This window comes from Xanthomonas arboricola (assembly GCF_002940665.1).
Classification (GTDB): Bacteria; Pseudomonadota; Gammaproteobacteria; order Xanthomonadales; family Xanthomonadaceae; genus Xanthomonas; species Xanthomonas arboricola_B.
Genome location: NZ_MIGY01000002.1, coordinates 206,465 through 221,670, shown reverse-complemented (window position 1 = coordinate 221,670; position 15,206 = coordinate 206,465). Strand labels below are relative to the sequence as shown.

At 66.5% G+C, this 15,206-nt stretch carries 12 protein-coding genes; 2 read left to right on the top strand and 10 right to left on the bottom strand.

What is annotated here, in order from left to right; translation table 11 throughout:
- From secF to XarjCFBP7645_RS07820, 6 genes are all read right to left on the bottom strand, one after another.
- A complete protein-coding gene (secF, locus tag XarjCFBP7645_RS07845) occupies positions 1 to 969 on the bottom strand; it encodes a protein translocase subunit SecF (protein WP_104537010.1) in 969 nt (322 codons plus the stop codon).
- Positions 970 to 1,081: 112 nt separating this feature from the next.
- Positions 1,082 to 2,926, bottom strand: coding sequence for a protein translocase subunit SecD (gene secD / locus XarjCFBP7645_RS07840; RefSeq protein WP_181126250.1), 1,845 nt, complete (start codon positions 2,924 to 2,926; stop codon positions 1,082 to 1,084).
- Between the two features lie 186 nt (positions 2,927 to 3,112).
- Positions 3,113 to 3,466, bottom strand: a complete 354-nt coding sequence (gene yajC, locus XarjCFBP7645_RS07835; protein WP_104537006.1) for a preprotein translocase subunit YajC — start codon at positions 3,464 to 3,466, stop codon at positions 3,113 to 3,115.
- Between the two features lie 131 nt (positions 3,467 to 3,597).
- Positions 3,598 to 4,743, bottom strand: a complete 1,146-nt coding sequence (gene tgt / locus XarjCFBP7645_RS07830) for a tRNA guanosine(34) transglycosylase Tgt (protein WP_104537004.1) — start codon at positions 4,741 to 4,743, stop codon at positions 3,598 to 3,600.
- 81 nt (positions 4,744 to 4,824) lie between these two features.
- Entirely contained in the window at positions 4,825 to 5,895 is a 1,071-nt protein-coding gene (gene queA / locus XarjCFBP7645_RS07825; RefSeq protein ID WP_104537002.1) for a tRNA preQ1(34) S-adenosylmethionine ribosyltransferase-isomerase QueA, read from the bottom strand.
- A 145-nt stretch (positions 5,896 to 6,040) separates the two neighbouring features.
- Positions 6,041 to 6,472 carry an Lrp/AsnC family transcriptional regulator gene (locus XarjCFBP7645_RS07820; RefSeq protein ID WP_016903291.1) on the bottom strand — a complete coding sequence of 144 codons (432 nt, stop codon included), beginning with the start codon at positions 6,470 to 6,472 and terminating at the stop codon, positions 6,041 to 6,043.
- A 121-nt stretch (positions 6,473 to 6,593) separates the two neighbouring features.
- On the opposite strand from XarjCFBP7645_RS07820, the gene XarjCFBP7645_RS07815 reads away from it, so the two are divergent.
- Complete coding sequence (locus XarjCFBP7645_RS07815) at positions 6,594 to 8,090, top strand: aminotransferase class III-fold pyridoxal phosphate-dependent enzyme (protein WP_104537000.1); 1,497 nt, start codon at positions 6,594 to 6,596, stop codon at positions 8,088 to 8,090.
- Positions 8,091 to 8,342: 252 nt separating this feature from the next.
- Here the strand turns inward: XarjCFBP7645_RS07815 and XarjCFBP7645_RS07805 are convergent, their stop codons facing one another.
- The 4 genes from XarjCFBP7645_RS07805 to XarjCFBP7645_RS07790 all read right to left on the bottom strand — a co-directional run bounded on the left by XarjCFBP7645_RS07805 (position 8,343) and on the right by XarjCFBP7645_RS07790 (position 14,364).
- Positions 8,343 to 9,050, bottom strand: a complete 708-nt coding sequence (locus XarjCFBP7645_RS07805) for a glycosyltransferase family 32 protein (protein ID WP_104536998.1) — start codon at positions 9,048 to 9,050, stop codon at positions 8,343 to 8,345.
- Positions 9,051 to 9,293: 243 nt separating this feature from the next.
- The gene (locus XarjCFBP7645_RS07800; RefSeq protein WP_104536996.1) at positions 9,294 to 10,673 is read right to left on the bottom strand and encodes a purple acid phosphatase family protein; all 1,380 of its coding nucleotides are present in this window, start codon (positions 10,671 to 10,673) and stop codon (positions 9,294 to 9,296) included.
- The gene (locus XarjCFBP7645_RS07795) at positions 10,670 to 11,806 is read right to left on the bottom strand and encodes a phytase (protein ID WP_104536994.1); all 1,137 of its coding nucleotides are present in this window, start codon (positions 11,804 to 11,806) and stop codon (positions 10,670 to 10,672) included. Before XarjCFBP7645_RS07795 ends, XarjCFBP7645_RS07800 begins: the two co-directional genes overlap by 4 nt.
- Positions 11,803 to 14,364 carry a TonB-dependent receptor gene (locus XarjCFBP7645_RS07790; protein WP_181126249.1) on the bottom strand — a complete coding sequence of 854 codons (2,562 nt, stop codon included), beginning with the start codon at positions 14,362 to 14,364 and terminating at the stop codon, positions 11,803 to 11,805. Before XarjCFBP7645_RS07790 ends, XarjCFBP7645_RS07795 begins: the two co-directional genes overlap by 4 nt.
- Positions 14,365 to 14,515: 151 nt before the next feature.
- On the opposite strand from XarjCFBP7645_RS07790, the gene upp reads away from it, so the two are divergent.
- Positions 14,516 to 15,148, top strand: coding sequence for a uracil phosphoribosyltransferase (upp, locus tag XarjCFBP7645_RS07785; RefSeq protein WP_024940024.1), 633 nt, complete (start codon positions 14,516 to 14,518; stop codon positions 15,146 to 15,148).
- Positions 15,149 to 15,206: the final 58 nt, after the last annotated feature.

Below are 15,206 nucleotides of genomic sequence, written 5' to 3'. Positions count from 1 at the left end.
TCAGGGACGACGCGCCAGCGCCTCCACGTCCTTGGCCTTGGGCAGCAGATCCTGCTTGGTGACGGCAAACGGCCCGATGCTCAGCATCGGCACTGCCACGATCACTGATGAGATCACCACGATCACCGCGCCGATCATGTGCGTCTCGGCCAGGCCTTCCATCGACTCGCCGCCGTAGATGTACAGGGCCAGCGCCGACAGGAAGAACATCACCGCGGTGATCACCGTGCGCGACAGCGTCTGGTTGATCGAGCGGTTCAGCACTTCCAGCGGCTCCACCCGCAACGCGCGGAAATTTTCGCGTACGCGGTCGAACACCACGATGATGTCGTTGATCGCAAAGCCCATCACCGACAACAGGCCGGCCAGCACGGTCAGGTCGAACTCGCGGCCGGTCAGCGACACGAAGGCCACGGTGACCAGCAGGTCGAACAGGGCGGTCAGGCTGGCGACCACCGCGAACTTCCACTCGAAGCGGAAGGCGATGTAGATCAGAAAGCCCACCAGCATGAACACGGTGGCGTACACGCCGTTCAAGGCCAGGTCCTTGCCGACCTGCGGGCCGACGAACTCGCCCGGCTGCACGGTGGCGGGGTTCTGCGCGGTGCTGACCGCCTTGCGCACTTCTTCGGCGACGCTGCTTGCGGCATCGTCGCGGTTGTTGTGCTGCTCGCGCGCCTGCAGGCGGATCATCACTTCGTTGCCGCCGCGCGCGTTCTGCACCTGGGCGTTCTCGAAGCCGGCCTTGGCCAGTTGCTCGCGCACCTGATCCACGTCCACGGTCTTCTGGAACGAGGTCTGCACCAGCGTGCCGCCGGTGAATTCCAGTGCGTAGTTGAAGCCCTTGCCGACGATGACGCCGACCGAGGCCACCGCGATCACCAGCATCAGGATCAGCACCGGCTTGCGCAGGCGCATGAAGTCGATCTTGGTGTCGTTGGGAATGAGATGGAGCGGGAACAATTTCATGGAAAGATCTTCCGTTTAGACGTTGCGCACCGTCAGGATGCGCAACGCTTGCGAAGGGTTTCATCCCCCGCCCCTGGCAGCGCGCTGCAAGGGGCAAGGCCGGACTCGCATCTCAGATGGCGACGGTCTTGAGCTTCTTGCGGCGGCCGTAGATCAGCACTGCCAGCGCACGCGACACGGTGATCGCGGTGAACATCGAGGCGAAAATGCCGATCATCATGGTCAGCGCGAAGCCCTTCAACGGGCCGGTACCGAACGCGTACAAGGCCACCGCCACGATCAGACCGGTGAGGTTGGCGTCCAGGATGGTGCCGCCGGCCTTCTCATAACCGGCGGCAATCGCCGATTTGGCCGGCACGCCCAGTCGCAGCTCTTCGCGGATACGCTCGTTGATCAGCACGTTGGCGTCCACCGACAGGCCCACCGACAACGCCAGACCGGCAAAGCCCGGCAGCGTCATGGTGGCGCCGAACAACGACATCACCGCCACCACGATCAGCAGGTTGAACAGCAGCGCCACCGAGGTGATCGCGCCGAACACGCGGTAGTAGACGGTGAAGAACACCAGCGTGAACAGGAACGAGTAGATCACCGCGGTGACGCCCCGCTCCACGTTCTCCGCGCCCAGGCTCGGGCCGATCACGTACTCCTCGACGAAATCCATCGGTGCGGCCAGCGAACCGGATTTCAGCAGCTTGGCCAGGTTCTCGGCCTCCACCTTCTCCAGGCCGGTGGTCTGGAAGTTCTTGCCGAACACGCCGGCGATGCGGGTCGGCGACAGCGCCTCTTCCTTGACCCGCACGCTGCGCACTTCCTTGCCGTCGACCATGCTGACGGTGGGAATGCGCTCGATGTAGACCACCGACATCAGCTTGCCGACGTTGGCGCTGGTGTAGTCGAGCATGCGCTGGCCGGCGACGTTGTTGAGCGTCACCGCCACCGCCGGCATGCCGTTCTGGTCGGTGCTGACGCTGGCGCTGACCATCTGGTCGCCGGTCACCAGCGCGCGCTTGTTGAGCAGCACCGGCGCGCCGGTGTCGCGCACGCGGTAGACCTTGGCTTCGGGCGGGATGCTGCCGCTGCGCACCGCGTCTTCGGCATTGCCTTCGACCACGGCGCGGAATTCCAGCGAGGCGGTGGCGCCGATCAGGCGCTTGGCCTCGGCGGTGTCCTGCAGGCCGGGCAGTTCGACCACGATGCGGTCCTCGCCCTGGCGCTGGATGGTCGGTTCGGACACGCCCAGCGCGTTGACGCGGTTGCGCAAGGTGGTGAGGTTCTGCTCGATCGCGCCGCTGGCGATCTGCTTGAGTTCGGCCTCCGGCACCTTGACCGCGATGTTCTGGCCGCTGACCTCGTAGGTCAGGGTCGGCTGCGACTTGGCCAGCGCGGTACGCGCGGCGTCGACGCTGGCGCCTTCGCTCAGGCTGACCTGGATGCTGTTGTCGCCGCGGCGCTCGACCGAGCGATAGGCGATACGGCCGTCGCGCAAGGTGGTGCGGATGTCTTCGGCAAAGCCGTCCAGGCGCTTTTCCAGCGCAGCCTTCTGATCCACCTGCATGGCGAAGTGCACGCCGCCGACCAGGTCCAGGCCCAGCACCATCGGCCGGCCGCCCAGCTTGGCAAGCCAGTCCGGCACGGTCGAGGCCAGATTCAGCGCCACCGTGTAGTTCTCGCCCAGTTGCTGGCGCAGCACGTCGTTGGCGCGGGTCTGTGCCTGCAGGTTGGGCAGGCGCACCATCAGGCTGTCGCCTTCCGGGGTGACGGCCTTCGGCGTGATGCCGGCGGCCTTGAGGTCGGCGTCGATACGGCTGCGCAAGGCGTCGTCGAGCTTGGCACCGCGGCTGGCGGTGATTTGCACGGACGGGTCCTTCTGGTAGATGTTGGGCAGCGCGTACAACGCGCTGACCGCCAGCACCAGCAGGATCAGGAAATACTTCCAGCGAGGAAATTCGAGCATTGCGACAGTCCCGCGCGACGCCATCCCGGCGACGCGCCTAGCAGTGAGAACGACTTCAAGCGGCCAACACAATGTCGCCAGCGGTCGTCAGGTGGATGCGGCGGTGCGCGCGGAGCGGCGCGGTCAGCGCCGGTTCGCGGCACCGACTGCGCCCACCTGACAGTGAGCGCAGCGGTTGGTTGCCACTTAGTTGGCAGACTTCAGCGTGCCCTTGGGCAGCACGTGGCCCACGGCGCTCTTCTGCACGCGGATACGCACGTTGTCGGCCACTTCCACGGTGATGAAGTTGTCGCCGATCTCGGTGATCACGCCCGCCACGCCGCCGGAGGTGATGACTTCGTCGCCGCGCGCCAGCTTGTCCAGCAGCGACTTGTGCTCCTTCTGGCGCTTCATCTGCGGGCGGATCATCAGGAAGTACATGACCGCGATCAGGATGATCGGCAGCGCGAAGGTGGACAGGCCTCCCATCGGGCCGGGCGCCGGCGCGCCGCCAGTGGCCTGCGCCTGGGCGACGGGGATCAGGAAATCGAGCAGATTCATTCAGTGCATCCTAGTTTGGGTGCCAGCGCGCCAACCGGCCGCTCGCTATTCAGGTACCGCCGGAGCGGAACAGCCGGGAATTATGCCATGCAGGTTCCAAACCGTCCGCGCAAGGGCGCGGACGGCCGGTCTCAGCTGGTTTCCCCTGGCAACGGCGGCGTGCTGGCGCCACGTGCCGCATAGAAGGACCGCCGGAACTGCGCAAAGGTTCCCGAGGCGATCGCCGCACGCAGGTCGGCCATCAATTTCTCGTAGTACCAGAGGTTGTGCAGGGTGCCCAGCATCGGCGCCAGCATCTCGTTGCAGCGGTCCAGGTGGCGCAGGTAGGAGCGCGTGTAGCCGCTGCTGCAGGCATGGCAGCCGCAGCCCGGCTCGATGGTGTCCAGGTCGCGCTCGTACTTGGCGTTGCGGATGCGCACGGTGCCGAAGGAGGTGAAGTAATGCCCGTTGCGCGCGTTGCGGGTCGGCATCACGCAGTCGAACATGTCCACGCCACGTGCCACGCCTTCGACCAGATCCTCCGGCCGGCCCACGCCCATCAGGTAGCGCGGGCGCTCGGCCGGCAGGCGCGGATGCAGGTGTTCCAGCATCGCGTTGCGCTCATGCTCCGGCTCGCCTACCGCCAGCCCGCCGATGGCGTAGCCGTCGAACCCGATGCCCTGCAGCCCGTCCAGCGAGCGGCTGCGCAGGTCCGGATGCACCCCGCCCTGCACGATGCCGAACAGCGCCGCGTCGTTGCCCAGCCCGTCATGCGCCTGCCGCGAGCGTTGCGCCCAGCGCAGGCTCAGCTCCATCGAGCGCCGCGCCACCTCTTCGGTGGCCGGGTACGGCGTGCATTCGTCGAAGATCATTACGATGTCCGAATCGAGCACCTTCTGGATCTGCATGCTCTCTTCCGGGCCCAGGAACACCCGCGCACCATCGGTGGGCGAGGCGAAGGTCACGCCCTGCTCGGTGATCTTGCGGCGATGCGCCAGCGAAAACACCTGGAACCCGCCCGAATCGGTGAGGATCGGCCCGTCCCAGCGCGCAAACCCGTGCAACCCGCCGTGATCGCCAATCACATCCAGGCCCGGGCGCAGATACAGGTGGAAGGTATTGCCCAGGATGATCTCCGCACCCAGCGCGCGGATCTGCTCGGGCAGGATGCCCTTGACCGAGCCATAGGTGCCCACCGGCATGAACGCCGGCGTCTCGACGGTGCCACGCGGAAAGGTCAGACGCCCACGGCGGGCATGGCCGTCGGTGGCTTGGAGCTGGAACTGGAGTCGGGACATTGAAGGGCCGGGATTGGGGATTCGGGATTTGGGAATCGGACGAGCGGTTGGCAGGTGGCTGATCGTTCGGCGGATGCCGCCCTACGATTCCCCATTCCCGATTCCCGATTCCCTGCCCCACAGCAGCATCGCATCGCCGTACGAAAAGAAGCGATAGCGCTGTTCGATGGCGTGCTGATAGGCGGCGAAGATGCGCTCGCGGCCGGCGAAGGCGGAGACCATCATCAGCAGCGTGCTTTCGGGCAGGTGGAAGTTGGTGACCATCGCATCGACGCTGCGGATGCGGTAGCCGGGCAGGATGAAGATCTGGGTTTCGCCGGCAAACGGCAGCAGTTCGCCCTCGGGCGCGGCATCGGTGGTGCGCCAGGCACTTTCCAGCGAGCGCACCACCGTGGTTCCCACCGCAATCACCCGGCCGCCGCGCGCGCGGGTGCGGCGCACCTGCTCGACCAGCGCGGCGCCGACATTGAGCCATTCGGTATGCATCACATGCTGATCGAGCGCATCCACGCGTACCGGCTGGAAGGTGCCGGCGCCCACATGCAGGGTGACATGGCCGAACTCCACCCCGCGCGCGCGCAACCGTGCCAGCAGCGCCTCGTCAAAATGCAACCCGGCGGTGGGGGCGGCCACCGCGCCGACTTCACGCGCGAACACGGTCTGGTAGCGCTCGCGGTCTTCCACTCCCGGCTCACGGCGGATGTACGGCGGCAGCGGCAGGCGCCCGGCTTCCAGCAGCCAGTGCTCCAGCGGCGTGGGAATGTCGAAGCGCAGCAGATAGAACTCGCCGTCGCGGCCCAGCACCTCGGCCTGGCCGCCGGCATCCAGCGCGATCAGGCTGCCGGCCTTGGGCGACTTGCTGGCGCCGATCTGCACCCGCGCCTGGCGCTCGCCGAGCAGGCGCTCGATCAGGATTTCCACCCGCCCGCCACTGGCCTTCTGCCCGAACAGCCGCGCCGGGATCACCCGGGTATTGTTGAAGATCAGCAGATCGCCCGGCTGCAGCAGCTCGGGCAGATCCCGCACCTGCCGGTCGACCAGCGCCTGCGGCGACGGCGGCACCACCAGCAAGCGGCTGGCAGCGCGCTCGGCCAACGGCGCCTGGGCGATCAGCTCGTCGGGCAGCGAATAGTGGAAATCGGACTTCTTCAAGGCCGCAGGATATGTTGGCTGAGGAGCCGGGCATTGTAACTGCGGCGGGGATTGGAGAATCGGGAATCGTAAAAGCGGGCCGCTTTGCGCAGTAAGGGCTGCGGTCATCGAATCAAGCTCTCCCGATTCCCGATTCCCGATTCCTTCACCGCTCAAACTTCGTTGACAAAATGATCGACGTCGTCGTGCGCTCCACGCCGTCGATCGCGCCGATGGCGTCGGTGAGTACGTCCATCTCGTTGACGCCGCCGACCACGCCCAGGGCGATCAGGTCGTAGGCGCCGCTGACCGAATGCAGCAGGCGCACCTGCGGGATGTCGCGCAGCGCCTTGACCACGGCCGGCATCTTCTTGGGCAGCACGGTGATCAGGATGTGCGCGCGGATGCGGCCCTGTTCGTAGGCGTCGTGGGTGCGCACGGTGTAGCCGCTGATCACGCCGTCGCGTTCGAGCTTTTCGATCCGGCTCTGCACGGTGGTACGCGACAGCCCGAGCCGGCGCGCGATCTGCGCGGTGGAGGCGCGCGCGTCCTCGCGCAGCAGCGACAGCAGGCGTTCGTCTGAGGGGGTGATTTTCACTTTTGCCCAATTGGTTCGTCGATTCGACGAAAATACCCGACTTCCTGCCCGGATTCACGCTGCCAAACGCCGATCTCATGCCGATAATAGGAAGGGAACGCCACCTTGCAGGAGATGCGCCATGTCCGTCCTCGCCCCGCTCGCCCCGCTGCGTGCCCATGCCGGCCGCCGCCTGACCGATGGCCTGGACGATGCCAGCATCGCGCGTCTGGCCGCCAACCACCCGGATCTCGCACACGCCATCGACGCGGCGGCCGCCGAGTACGCGCTGGTGCGCGCGGAGGCCGCCGACCTGCTGGACCTGGACGAAGACGCACAGATCGGCGCGGTGCAAGACGGCTTCATCAACTTCTACGCCGACGATGCGGTGACCCCGTACGTGGCGCTGGCTGCGCGCGGCCCCTGGGTGATCACGCTCAAGGGCGCGGTGCTGTACGACGCTGGCGGCTACGGCATGCTCGGCTTCGGCCACACGCCTGCGCCGGTGCTGCAGGCGATGGCGCGTCCGCAGGTGATGGCCAACGTGATGACGCCCAGCCTGGCGCAACGCCGGCTCGACCGCGCCCTGCGTGCGGAGATCGGCCAGACCCGCGGCGGCTGTCCGTTCGCACGTTTCATGTGTCTCAACTCCGGTTCCGAGGCGGTCGGCCTGGCCGCGCGCATCGTCGACACCAATGCCAAGCTGCACACCGACCCGGGCGCGCGCCATGCCGGTGCCGGCATCAAGCGCGTGGTGGTCAAGGGCAGCTTCCATGGCCGTACCGACCGACCCGGCCTGTATTCCGATTCCAGCCGCAAGACCTACACCAAGTACCTGGCCAGCTACCGCGACGAAGACTCGGTGATCGCGATCGCGCCGTACGACGTGGCGGCGCTGCAGCGCGCCTTCGACGAGGCCGCGCGCAATCACTGGTTCATCGAGGCGGTGTTTCTGGAGCCGGTGATGGGCGAAGGCGACCCGGGCCGCGCATTGCCGGCCGCGTTCTACGCCGCGGCGCGCGAACTGACCCGCCTGCACGGCAGCCTGCTGCTGGTGGATTCGATCCAGGCCGGCCTGCGCGCGCACGGCGTGCTGTCGGTGGTGGACTACCCCGGCTTCGAGCAGCTCGACCCACCCGACCTGGAGACCTATTCCAAGGCGCTCAACGCCGCGCAGTACCCGCTGTCGGTGCTGGCGGTGACCGAACACGCCGCGCAGGTATACCGCAAGGGCACCTATGGCAACACCATGACCACCAATCCGCGTGCGCTGGATGTCGCCTGCGCCACGCTGGCGTTGTTCACCCTGCAGGTGCGCGAGAACATCCGCGCCCGCGGCGCGCAGGCGATCGCCAAGCTGCAGGCACTGCAGTCCGAGCTGGGTGGCTTGATCACCAAGGTGCAGGGCACCGGCTTGCTGTTCTCCTGCGAGCTGGCGCCGCAGTTCAAGTGCTATGGCGCCGGTTCCACCGAAGAGTGGCTGCGCCATCGCGGCGTCAACGTAATCCATGGCGGCGAGAATTCGCTGCGCTTCACCCCGCACTTTGCGATGGACGAAGACGAGCTGGATCTGCTGGTCGGGTTGATTGCGCGTGCGCTGAAGGAAGGTCCGCGCCAGGCCCAGGCCGAGGCAGCCTGAGAGCCACCAACAGGACGTGGCGAGCCCTCAGGTGGGCGCGGACGGCACGCGGCAACTTCGGTGTTCGAGCGGTACACGCCGATTCCGAGCGCCGGCCGCGCCCACCGGTCGGTGAGCGCCGTGGTTTTGTGAGCCGCTTGACGTCAAGGCGGCGCAGGCACTACTTGCGCGCCTAGGACAGGCGCGCGAACGCCCCAGAAGCTCACCGCGCGCCCTTGGCGTCACGCGCGGCGGCGCGGTGCCCGGGCCCGGTCAGATCGGCACGGCGCTCAGCTTGCGCCGCAGGTAATTGGTCACGGCCCGGCGTGGCGACTTGCCGCGCCAGGACGCCCAGCACAGATGCGAGCCCACCGCGACGGTACCGCCACGGTGGCCGAGGCCAAACCAGGTGCGATCCGGATGGAACGCATCGCGCGCCGGGAACACGATGCCGGCAAACTCGCCGGCGTGCGCGTTGTAGAAGCGCGTCAAGCCGCGCGGGCCGGAGATCATCGGAATCTGCCGATGGTCTTCCAGCCTCTCAGGCGCATGCGCGGTGAAGATGTGCTCGATGAACGCGCGCCAGAACGGATGTCCCGCCTCCGAGCCGAACACGGCGTTGCCGATCTTGAACTGCTCGTTGCCGGGCGCGCCTTCTTCGATCGGCAGTACGCATTGCTGTGCCAGTACGTCCGCGCCAAGCGGACGCAGCAGCTTGTAGTCGGTGTCGAAGTAGAAACCGCCGTAGCTGTGCATGTAGGCGCAGCGGGCGATGTCGGCCTTCATCACACCGAAGCGTATCGCCTCGTAGCGGTCGGCGAATTCCGGGAACGCGCGACGCATCAGTGCGGAGTTGTCGGCGTCGTCCCAGACATGGCAGGTCCAGCCCTGCAATAGCCGCTGCAGACGGGCCTGGATCTTGCGCTCTTCCCAAAGCAGGTGCTTGGTCGGCGCAGTGAGATGGAACACGTGGGGAATCATGGGGGCTTCTCAGGGCTGGGGGGAAACCAGACCTCCACCGAAGCACCGCAGCGAAGCCGGCTACCCGGATGGAGCTCCGGTCAGCCACAACAGTAGTCCCATTATTAGTGTGACGTAATTCACAACTTTAAATGGTTACGCCTGCCGTCGATTTGCAGAATCACTGCAGAACCGAAGCTCGCTCACAGTGGCGTCATCCGGCACGGTTGGCCCCGCCAACGACGTCGCTTCTGTCACCTCCCCTCATTCCCAACACCGGTCTGCGCGTCCCTTCAGGGTTGCGCTGCGCGGGCAATCGCGCGGTGCGATGCGTCCGGCTTGCTGCTCCACCAGCCGCTTGCCGCCATCGCTTCCGCGCTCCAGCTCGAACGCATCGTAGAGACGTCCGGTGGCGGTGCGCGACTCGTAACGCAACTTCCGGTTGTCGATGCGAAGCACCTGGTAGAGCTGGGTGTCTTCGCCAACCGGACGCATGCTCTTGCGCGCCATGTCCGAGAGCCGGTACTGCTTGGGCCCGGCCACCGAAACCACGAACACCGGCGTCGCCTGCCCTGCCGCATCGCCGCGCCGGCCGTAGGTGTGGTCGTGGCCCTGCAGCACCAGATCGACCTTGTGGCGGCGGATCACCGGCAGCACCTGCTCGACCAGCTTCTGGTTCTCGCGATCGGCGCGCGGGGAAAAGAACGGCTGGTGGATCAGCACGATCGACCACGGATGCGGGTTGTCGGCCAGCACCTTGTCCAGCCACTGCGCCTGTGCCGGGCCGGTACCCAGATCCAGCACCGAGGTGCCGTCCAGCACGGCGATGCGCACGCCCTGATAGTCGAACCAGTAGCTGGTGCGCGCCGCAGCCGACGGCCCGTTGTGCGGCAGGGCGAAGGTCACTGGCCAATGGTTGCCGAGCGTGCGCGTGGCCTGCGGGCTGTCCTCGCCTTCTTCGTGGTACTCGTGATTGCCCGGCGCCGGCGCCACTGCGGTGCCTTCCAGCAACCAGCGCCCGGCTTCGAACCACTCGGCCCATTCGTTGTCGTCCTGGCCGTCCTTGCCGCTGACCAGGTCGCCGGCGAACAGGGCCAGTCGCGCATCCGGTGCCGAGCGCCAGGCCTGGCGGATCACCCGCGAAACCAGGCTGAGGTTCTTGTTCTGGGTGTCGCCGAAGTACAGCAGCGTCAGCGGCGTGTCGGGGCTGGCGGCGGTGCGGAAATGATTCCACGCACCCCAGGTGCGGTTGCCCTGCACGCGGTAGGCGTACAGCGTGTCCGGCCTCAGCTCGTCGATATCGGCGCGGTGGTAATGCGAGCTGCCGTTTTCGCTGGCCAGCGTGGCGGTGCTGGCGCGGATACGCCGTGGCGTACCCACGTCGGGCGAGTCGCCGGCGACCACCAGTTCCAGCCACGGCTGGTCGACGCTGGCATCGGTACGCCAGGCCACCGCGAAACCGGTCGCCGCCGCCTGCGCGGGCGTGGCGACGATGCGGTCCGGAAAGCCATCGGCAACATAGTGGCTGGAGCCCGCCGGCACCTGCGTATTCGGTTCGGCGGCCCGCTCGGCGGCAAACGATTGGGTGCCCGCCACCGCCACCAGCAACAGCGCTGCAGACAGCGCCGCACGTGCCGCGCTCATGGCGCGCACTCTTTCAGGCGCAGCGTGCGCGCGATATCGCGCCAGTCGAATGCCGCCACCGCCTGGTCGTCGTGCAATGCGTAGAACACCCCGCCCGGGAAGCGCGCGTCGCCGCGTTGATCCAGCCACACGCCGTCGGTATTGGCGGTCATCCGGCCAGCGAAGGCGCCGACATGCGCCAGGCTCTGGCGATCGAACACCTGGAACACGCTACGGTCCTTGAACTGATCGGTGGCGATCCAGTAACCGCTACCGTCCTTGCACGCAAACAGCGTCATGCCTTCGGCCTGCGCCTTGAACAAACCGCTGCCGACATTGCGGCCGCGATAGCGTCCGTCCATGCCGTACTCGCGCAACTGCGTGCCCACGGCGACATCTTCTTCGGCAATCATCAGGCGCGCATGGGCTTCATCGCCGAACACCGACTCGGCGATCCGCACCGCGCCCGCGTCGCTGGTATCGCCGAAGCTCTGCGTCAGCCGCGCCTGCCAGCCCTGCCCCGCAGCGCTCAACTGATAGCGACGAAAGCGTTGACCGAGTTCGGCCAGCGGCGGCGGCACATCCTTGTTGGCCGGCGACATGTAGTTGTCGCTGACCACCACCTCGTAGCCGCCGTCGTGCTTGCGCACCCACAGGCCGTAGGGCTCGCGCAGTTCGTCCTGGCCGAAGCTGGTCAGCGGCTTGAAGTCGGGCAGCGAGAACACCTGCACGCGACGATTGTCGCGCTCGACCACGAACGCCAGATCATCGACCACCGAAATCCCGTTCGGGCGATCCAGCTTGCCCAGCGCCTTGCCCTTGCCGCCGACCACGCGCAGGCGCTTGCCGCTATCGCCATCGAACACCACCAGCGCATGCGTGGCCTTGGCGGTGGCGATCAACCAGCGGCCGCCATCGTGCGCACTCCAGCTGGCCGGCGAATCCAGATTGTCGGCCGGGGTCAGCGCGGTGATGAAGGCTTCCGGCACCACTTCGTGCGCCACCTCGGCCTCGCTGAGCAAGGGGTCTTTCAGCAATGCTTCGTCGGCTTCGCGATCGACCGGTGCGCTGGCGCAGGCAGTCAGCGCCAGCGCGGTGGCAAGCAGCGTGGTGTGGAGTAACGTTGTGTGGAGCCGCGTGCGCGATGCGATCACAGCGCCACCTTCAGGCCGAGCGCATAGGTGCGGCCGTATTCCTCGTTCTGCAGTGTGCGCGAGGGCACGCCCTGGTACAGCTCCAGCGGTTCGTCCAGCAGGTTCTGCGCTTCCAGATACAGGCTGACGTGGCTGTTGAATTGGTAGTTCATGCTGAAATCCAGCTGGGTGTGCGGGGCGACATAGATATCGTACGCGCGGCTTTCGCCGATGGTGTCCAGGTATTGGCTGCGGTACACCGCCGCAACCCGTGCACTGAAGCCGTATTTTTCGTAGCCCAGGTGGCCGCTGTAGATGCGCTTGGACGAGCGCGGCAAGGTGAAGTCCTCGCCGGCGCGATCGCTCAGGCCGGGATCGAAGTCGCTGTCCAGCACGGTGGCGCTGGCGCCGACCAGCAGGCCGTTCCAGCCGTCGGGCAGGAAGTCCAACGCCTGCTGCCAGTTGAATTCGGCGCCACGCACCTTGGCGGTGTCGCCGTTGATCGAGCGCGTGACCTGCAGGTCGGGGAACTCGGCATCGTTGGTGCTGATGGTCTGCACGATGTAGTCGTCGATCGACTTGTCGAACACGCCCAGCGAGATCAGGCCGGTATTGCCGATGTATTTTTCGAACGACAGGTCCAGGTTGGTGGAGCGATACGGATCGAGATCGGGGTTGCCGACGTTCACCTCGTTGTCGCCACGATTGATGCTCACGCGCGGGGAGACATCGCCGAACGCAGGACGCGACAAGGTCTTGTTGGCGGCAAACCGCAGTACCCAGTCGTTGCCGGTGTCGTAGCGCAGATGCAGGCCAGGCAGCACATTGGTATAGCTGCTGGAGGCTTCGCGCGGCGTCACCGTGGCGGTGCGGCCGTTTTCGGCCACGTCGACCTGGTTGCCGGTGGCGTCGAACTGGGTGTTTTCCACGCGCACACCGGCAATGGCGCGCAGTGCGCCGATGTCCCAGGTGCCCATCGCATAGGTGGCGAACACGTCTTCGGTGGCCCTGTAGTCGTCCTGCAGCGAGGTCTGCAGGTTGCCGCCGACATCCTGCGGACGTGCGCTGTACAGCGTGCCGGAGGTGTTCCAGTAACGGCGCATGCCGTCCGAGCCGATGCTTTCGCCCAGGGTGCCGCCGCGGTGTTCCGGTGCGGCGGTGGTCCAGTCGCTCAGATCGATCGCCGGGCCGCGACGCAGCTCGCTTTCGTCCACATTGACATCGCGCTCGCGCCAGCGGCCGAGCACACCCATCTTCAGGCTGGAATGCTCGCCATCGAAGCGCACGTTGATCTGCGCGCTGCGCTCGCTGTCGTCGACCCGCTTGGGCGCAAGCACGAAGCGGTCGAACACGAAGTCGTCGTTGCGCTGCCAGCCGTTGTCGGAGAACCCCAGGCGCGGGATGCCGCTGTTCTGATCGACCGTGGCCGACAGATCGTCGCCGTCATAGTTGAAGCGCGCTTCCATTTCATCGTTCACGCGCTCGGTGGTTTTGGTGTAGCCCAGCTTGTAGTCCACCGTGGCCGCGCTCAGACGGTTTTCACCGCCCACGCTCAAGGCCATGGTGTCCTCCTTCTTGGTGCGATAGCGCACGCGCTTGGAGATCGAATCGGCCGGCAGATCGGCCACATCGTAGGTGCCGTCGCCATTGGCGCTGACCTGCCCATCGGCCAGGCCGAAGATGGTGCGCTGGCGCGTTTCGGCATCGTCGAAGCGGCTGTACAGCGTGCGCAGGTAATAGCGGTTGTCCGCGTCCGGGCGCCAGTCCAGATTGAGGTTGGCGCCCATGCGGGTGCGCTCGATGAAGTACTTGCGGCGCTGCACCTCGCCGGCGAACAGATCGTCGGCCGCGCCGCCGTCGAAGCTGTCGTAGGCCACTTCGGTATTGTCGGACTCGAATTCGCGGTCCTGGTAGTTCACCCCCACCGCCACACCAACCGTGCCGCCGAAGATATCGCTGTAATTGAACGCGCCCTTCGGGCTGGTCTTGCCCGACAACGCCTGGTGGCTGCCTTCGATCGAGCCGCGCAGCGTGCGGCCGTCGCGATCGAACGCGGAGGTGGACTCGACCTGGATCGCACCGCCGATGGAATCGCCCGGCATGTCCGGGGTCGGCGACTTGACCACTTTCAGGCGCTCGGTGGAGTCGGACGGAATCACGTCCAGCGGCGCAGAGCGCGTGCCGTCTTCCGGCGTGCCCATGGTCATGCCGTCGATGGTGACGCTGTTGAGCGCCGAGTCCAGGCCGCGGATCACCACGAAGCGGCCTTCGCCCTGATCGCGGGTGACGCTGACGCCGGGCAGGCGCTGCAAGGATTCTGCAACATTCTTGTCGGGGTAGCGGCCCAGCGCGTCGGAGGCCACCGCATCCTGGATCGCATCGGAGCCACGCTTGAGATCGACTGCGCGCACCTGCGATTCCACCTGCGGGCGCACTTCCAGGCGCTCCAGATCGACGGCTGCCGCGCCGGACGCACCGGTTGCAGCCGCCGCACCCTCGGCCGCCTGCGCAAGCGGGCTCCACGTAGCCGCCGCCAACGTTAGCGTGATCGCCAGGCACAGCGGAGTCTTGTTCAACACGGGTGCTTCCCCAATCGGTTAAGAATGGGTGGGCACACTATGTCTACGACGTTTCACTGACATGACATATGCAAGCGCGATCACGCGCAATGTGTGGCGACGCTGCCGCGGGCTGCGGCACACTGTGGGTCTCTCCCGCCTGTCGCTGCCCATGAAAATCGTCGAAGTGCGTCACCCCCTCGTCCAGCACAAGATCGGTCTGCTGCGCGATGCCGCCTTGAGCACCAAGGGCTTCCGCGAACTGGTCACCGAGCTGGGCACGCTGCTGGCCTACGAGGCCACCGCCAATTTGGACACCGAATCGCACGTGCAACCTGGCTGGGCCGGCCCGGTGACCGTGCAGCGGATTGCCGGCGCGAAAATCACACTGGTACCGATCCTGCGCGCAGGGTTGGGCATGTTGCCCGGCGTGCTGGCGCTGATCCCGGCCGCGCGCGTGAGCGTGGTCGGGCTGCAGCGCGACGAAGAAACCCTGCAGCCGGTGCCCTACTTCGAACGCCTCACCGGCCGCCTGGAAGAGCGCGATGCACTGATCCTGGACCCGATGCTGGCCACCGGCGGCACGCTGATCGCCACCATCGACATGCTCAAGCGCGCCGGCGCGCGGCGGATCAAGGGCATCTTCCTGGTCGCTGCACCGGAGGGGCTCAAGGCATTGGAAGCCGTGCATCCGGACGTGGAGGTCTACACCGCCGCGATCGACGACCACCTCAACGACAAGGGCTACATCCTGCCCGGCCTGGGCGATGCAGGCGACCGGATCTTCGGAACGCGGGTGGAGTGAGCTGCGGAGGCTTGAAGCCCCTCTGCCTGCAGGGCGAGAAGACTCCGCTTGCGCGCCA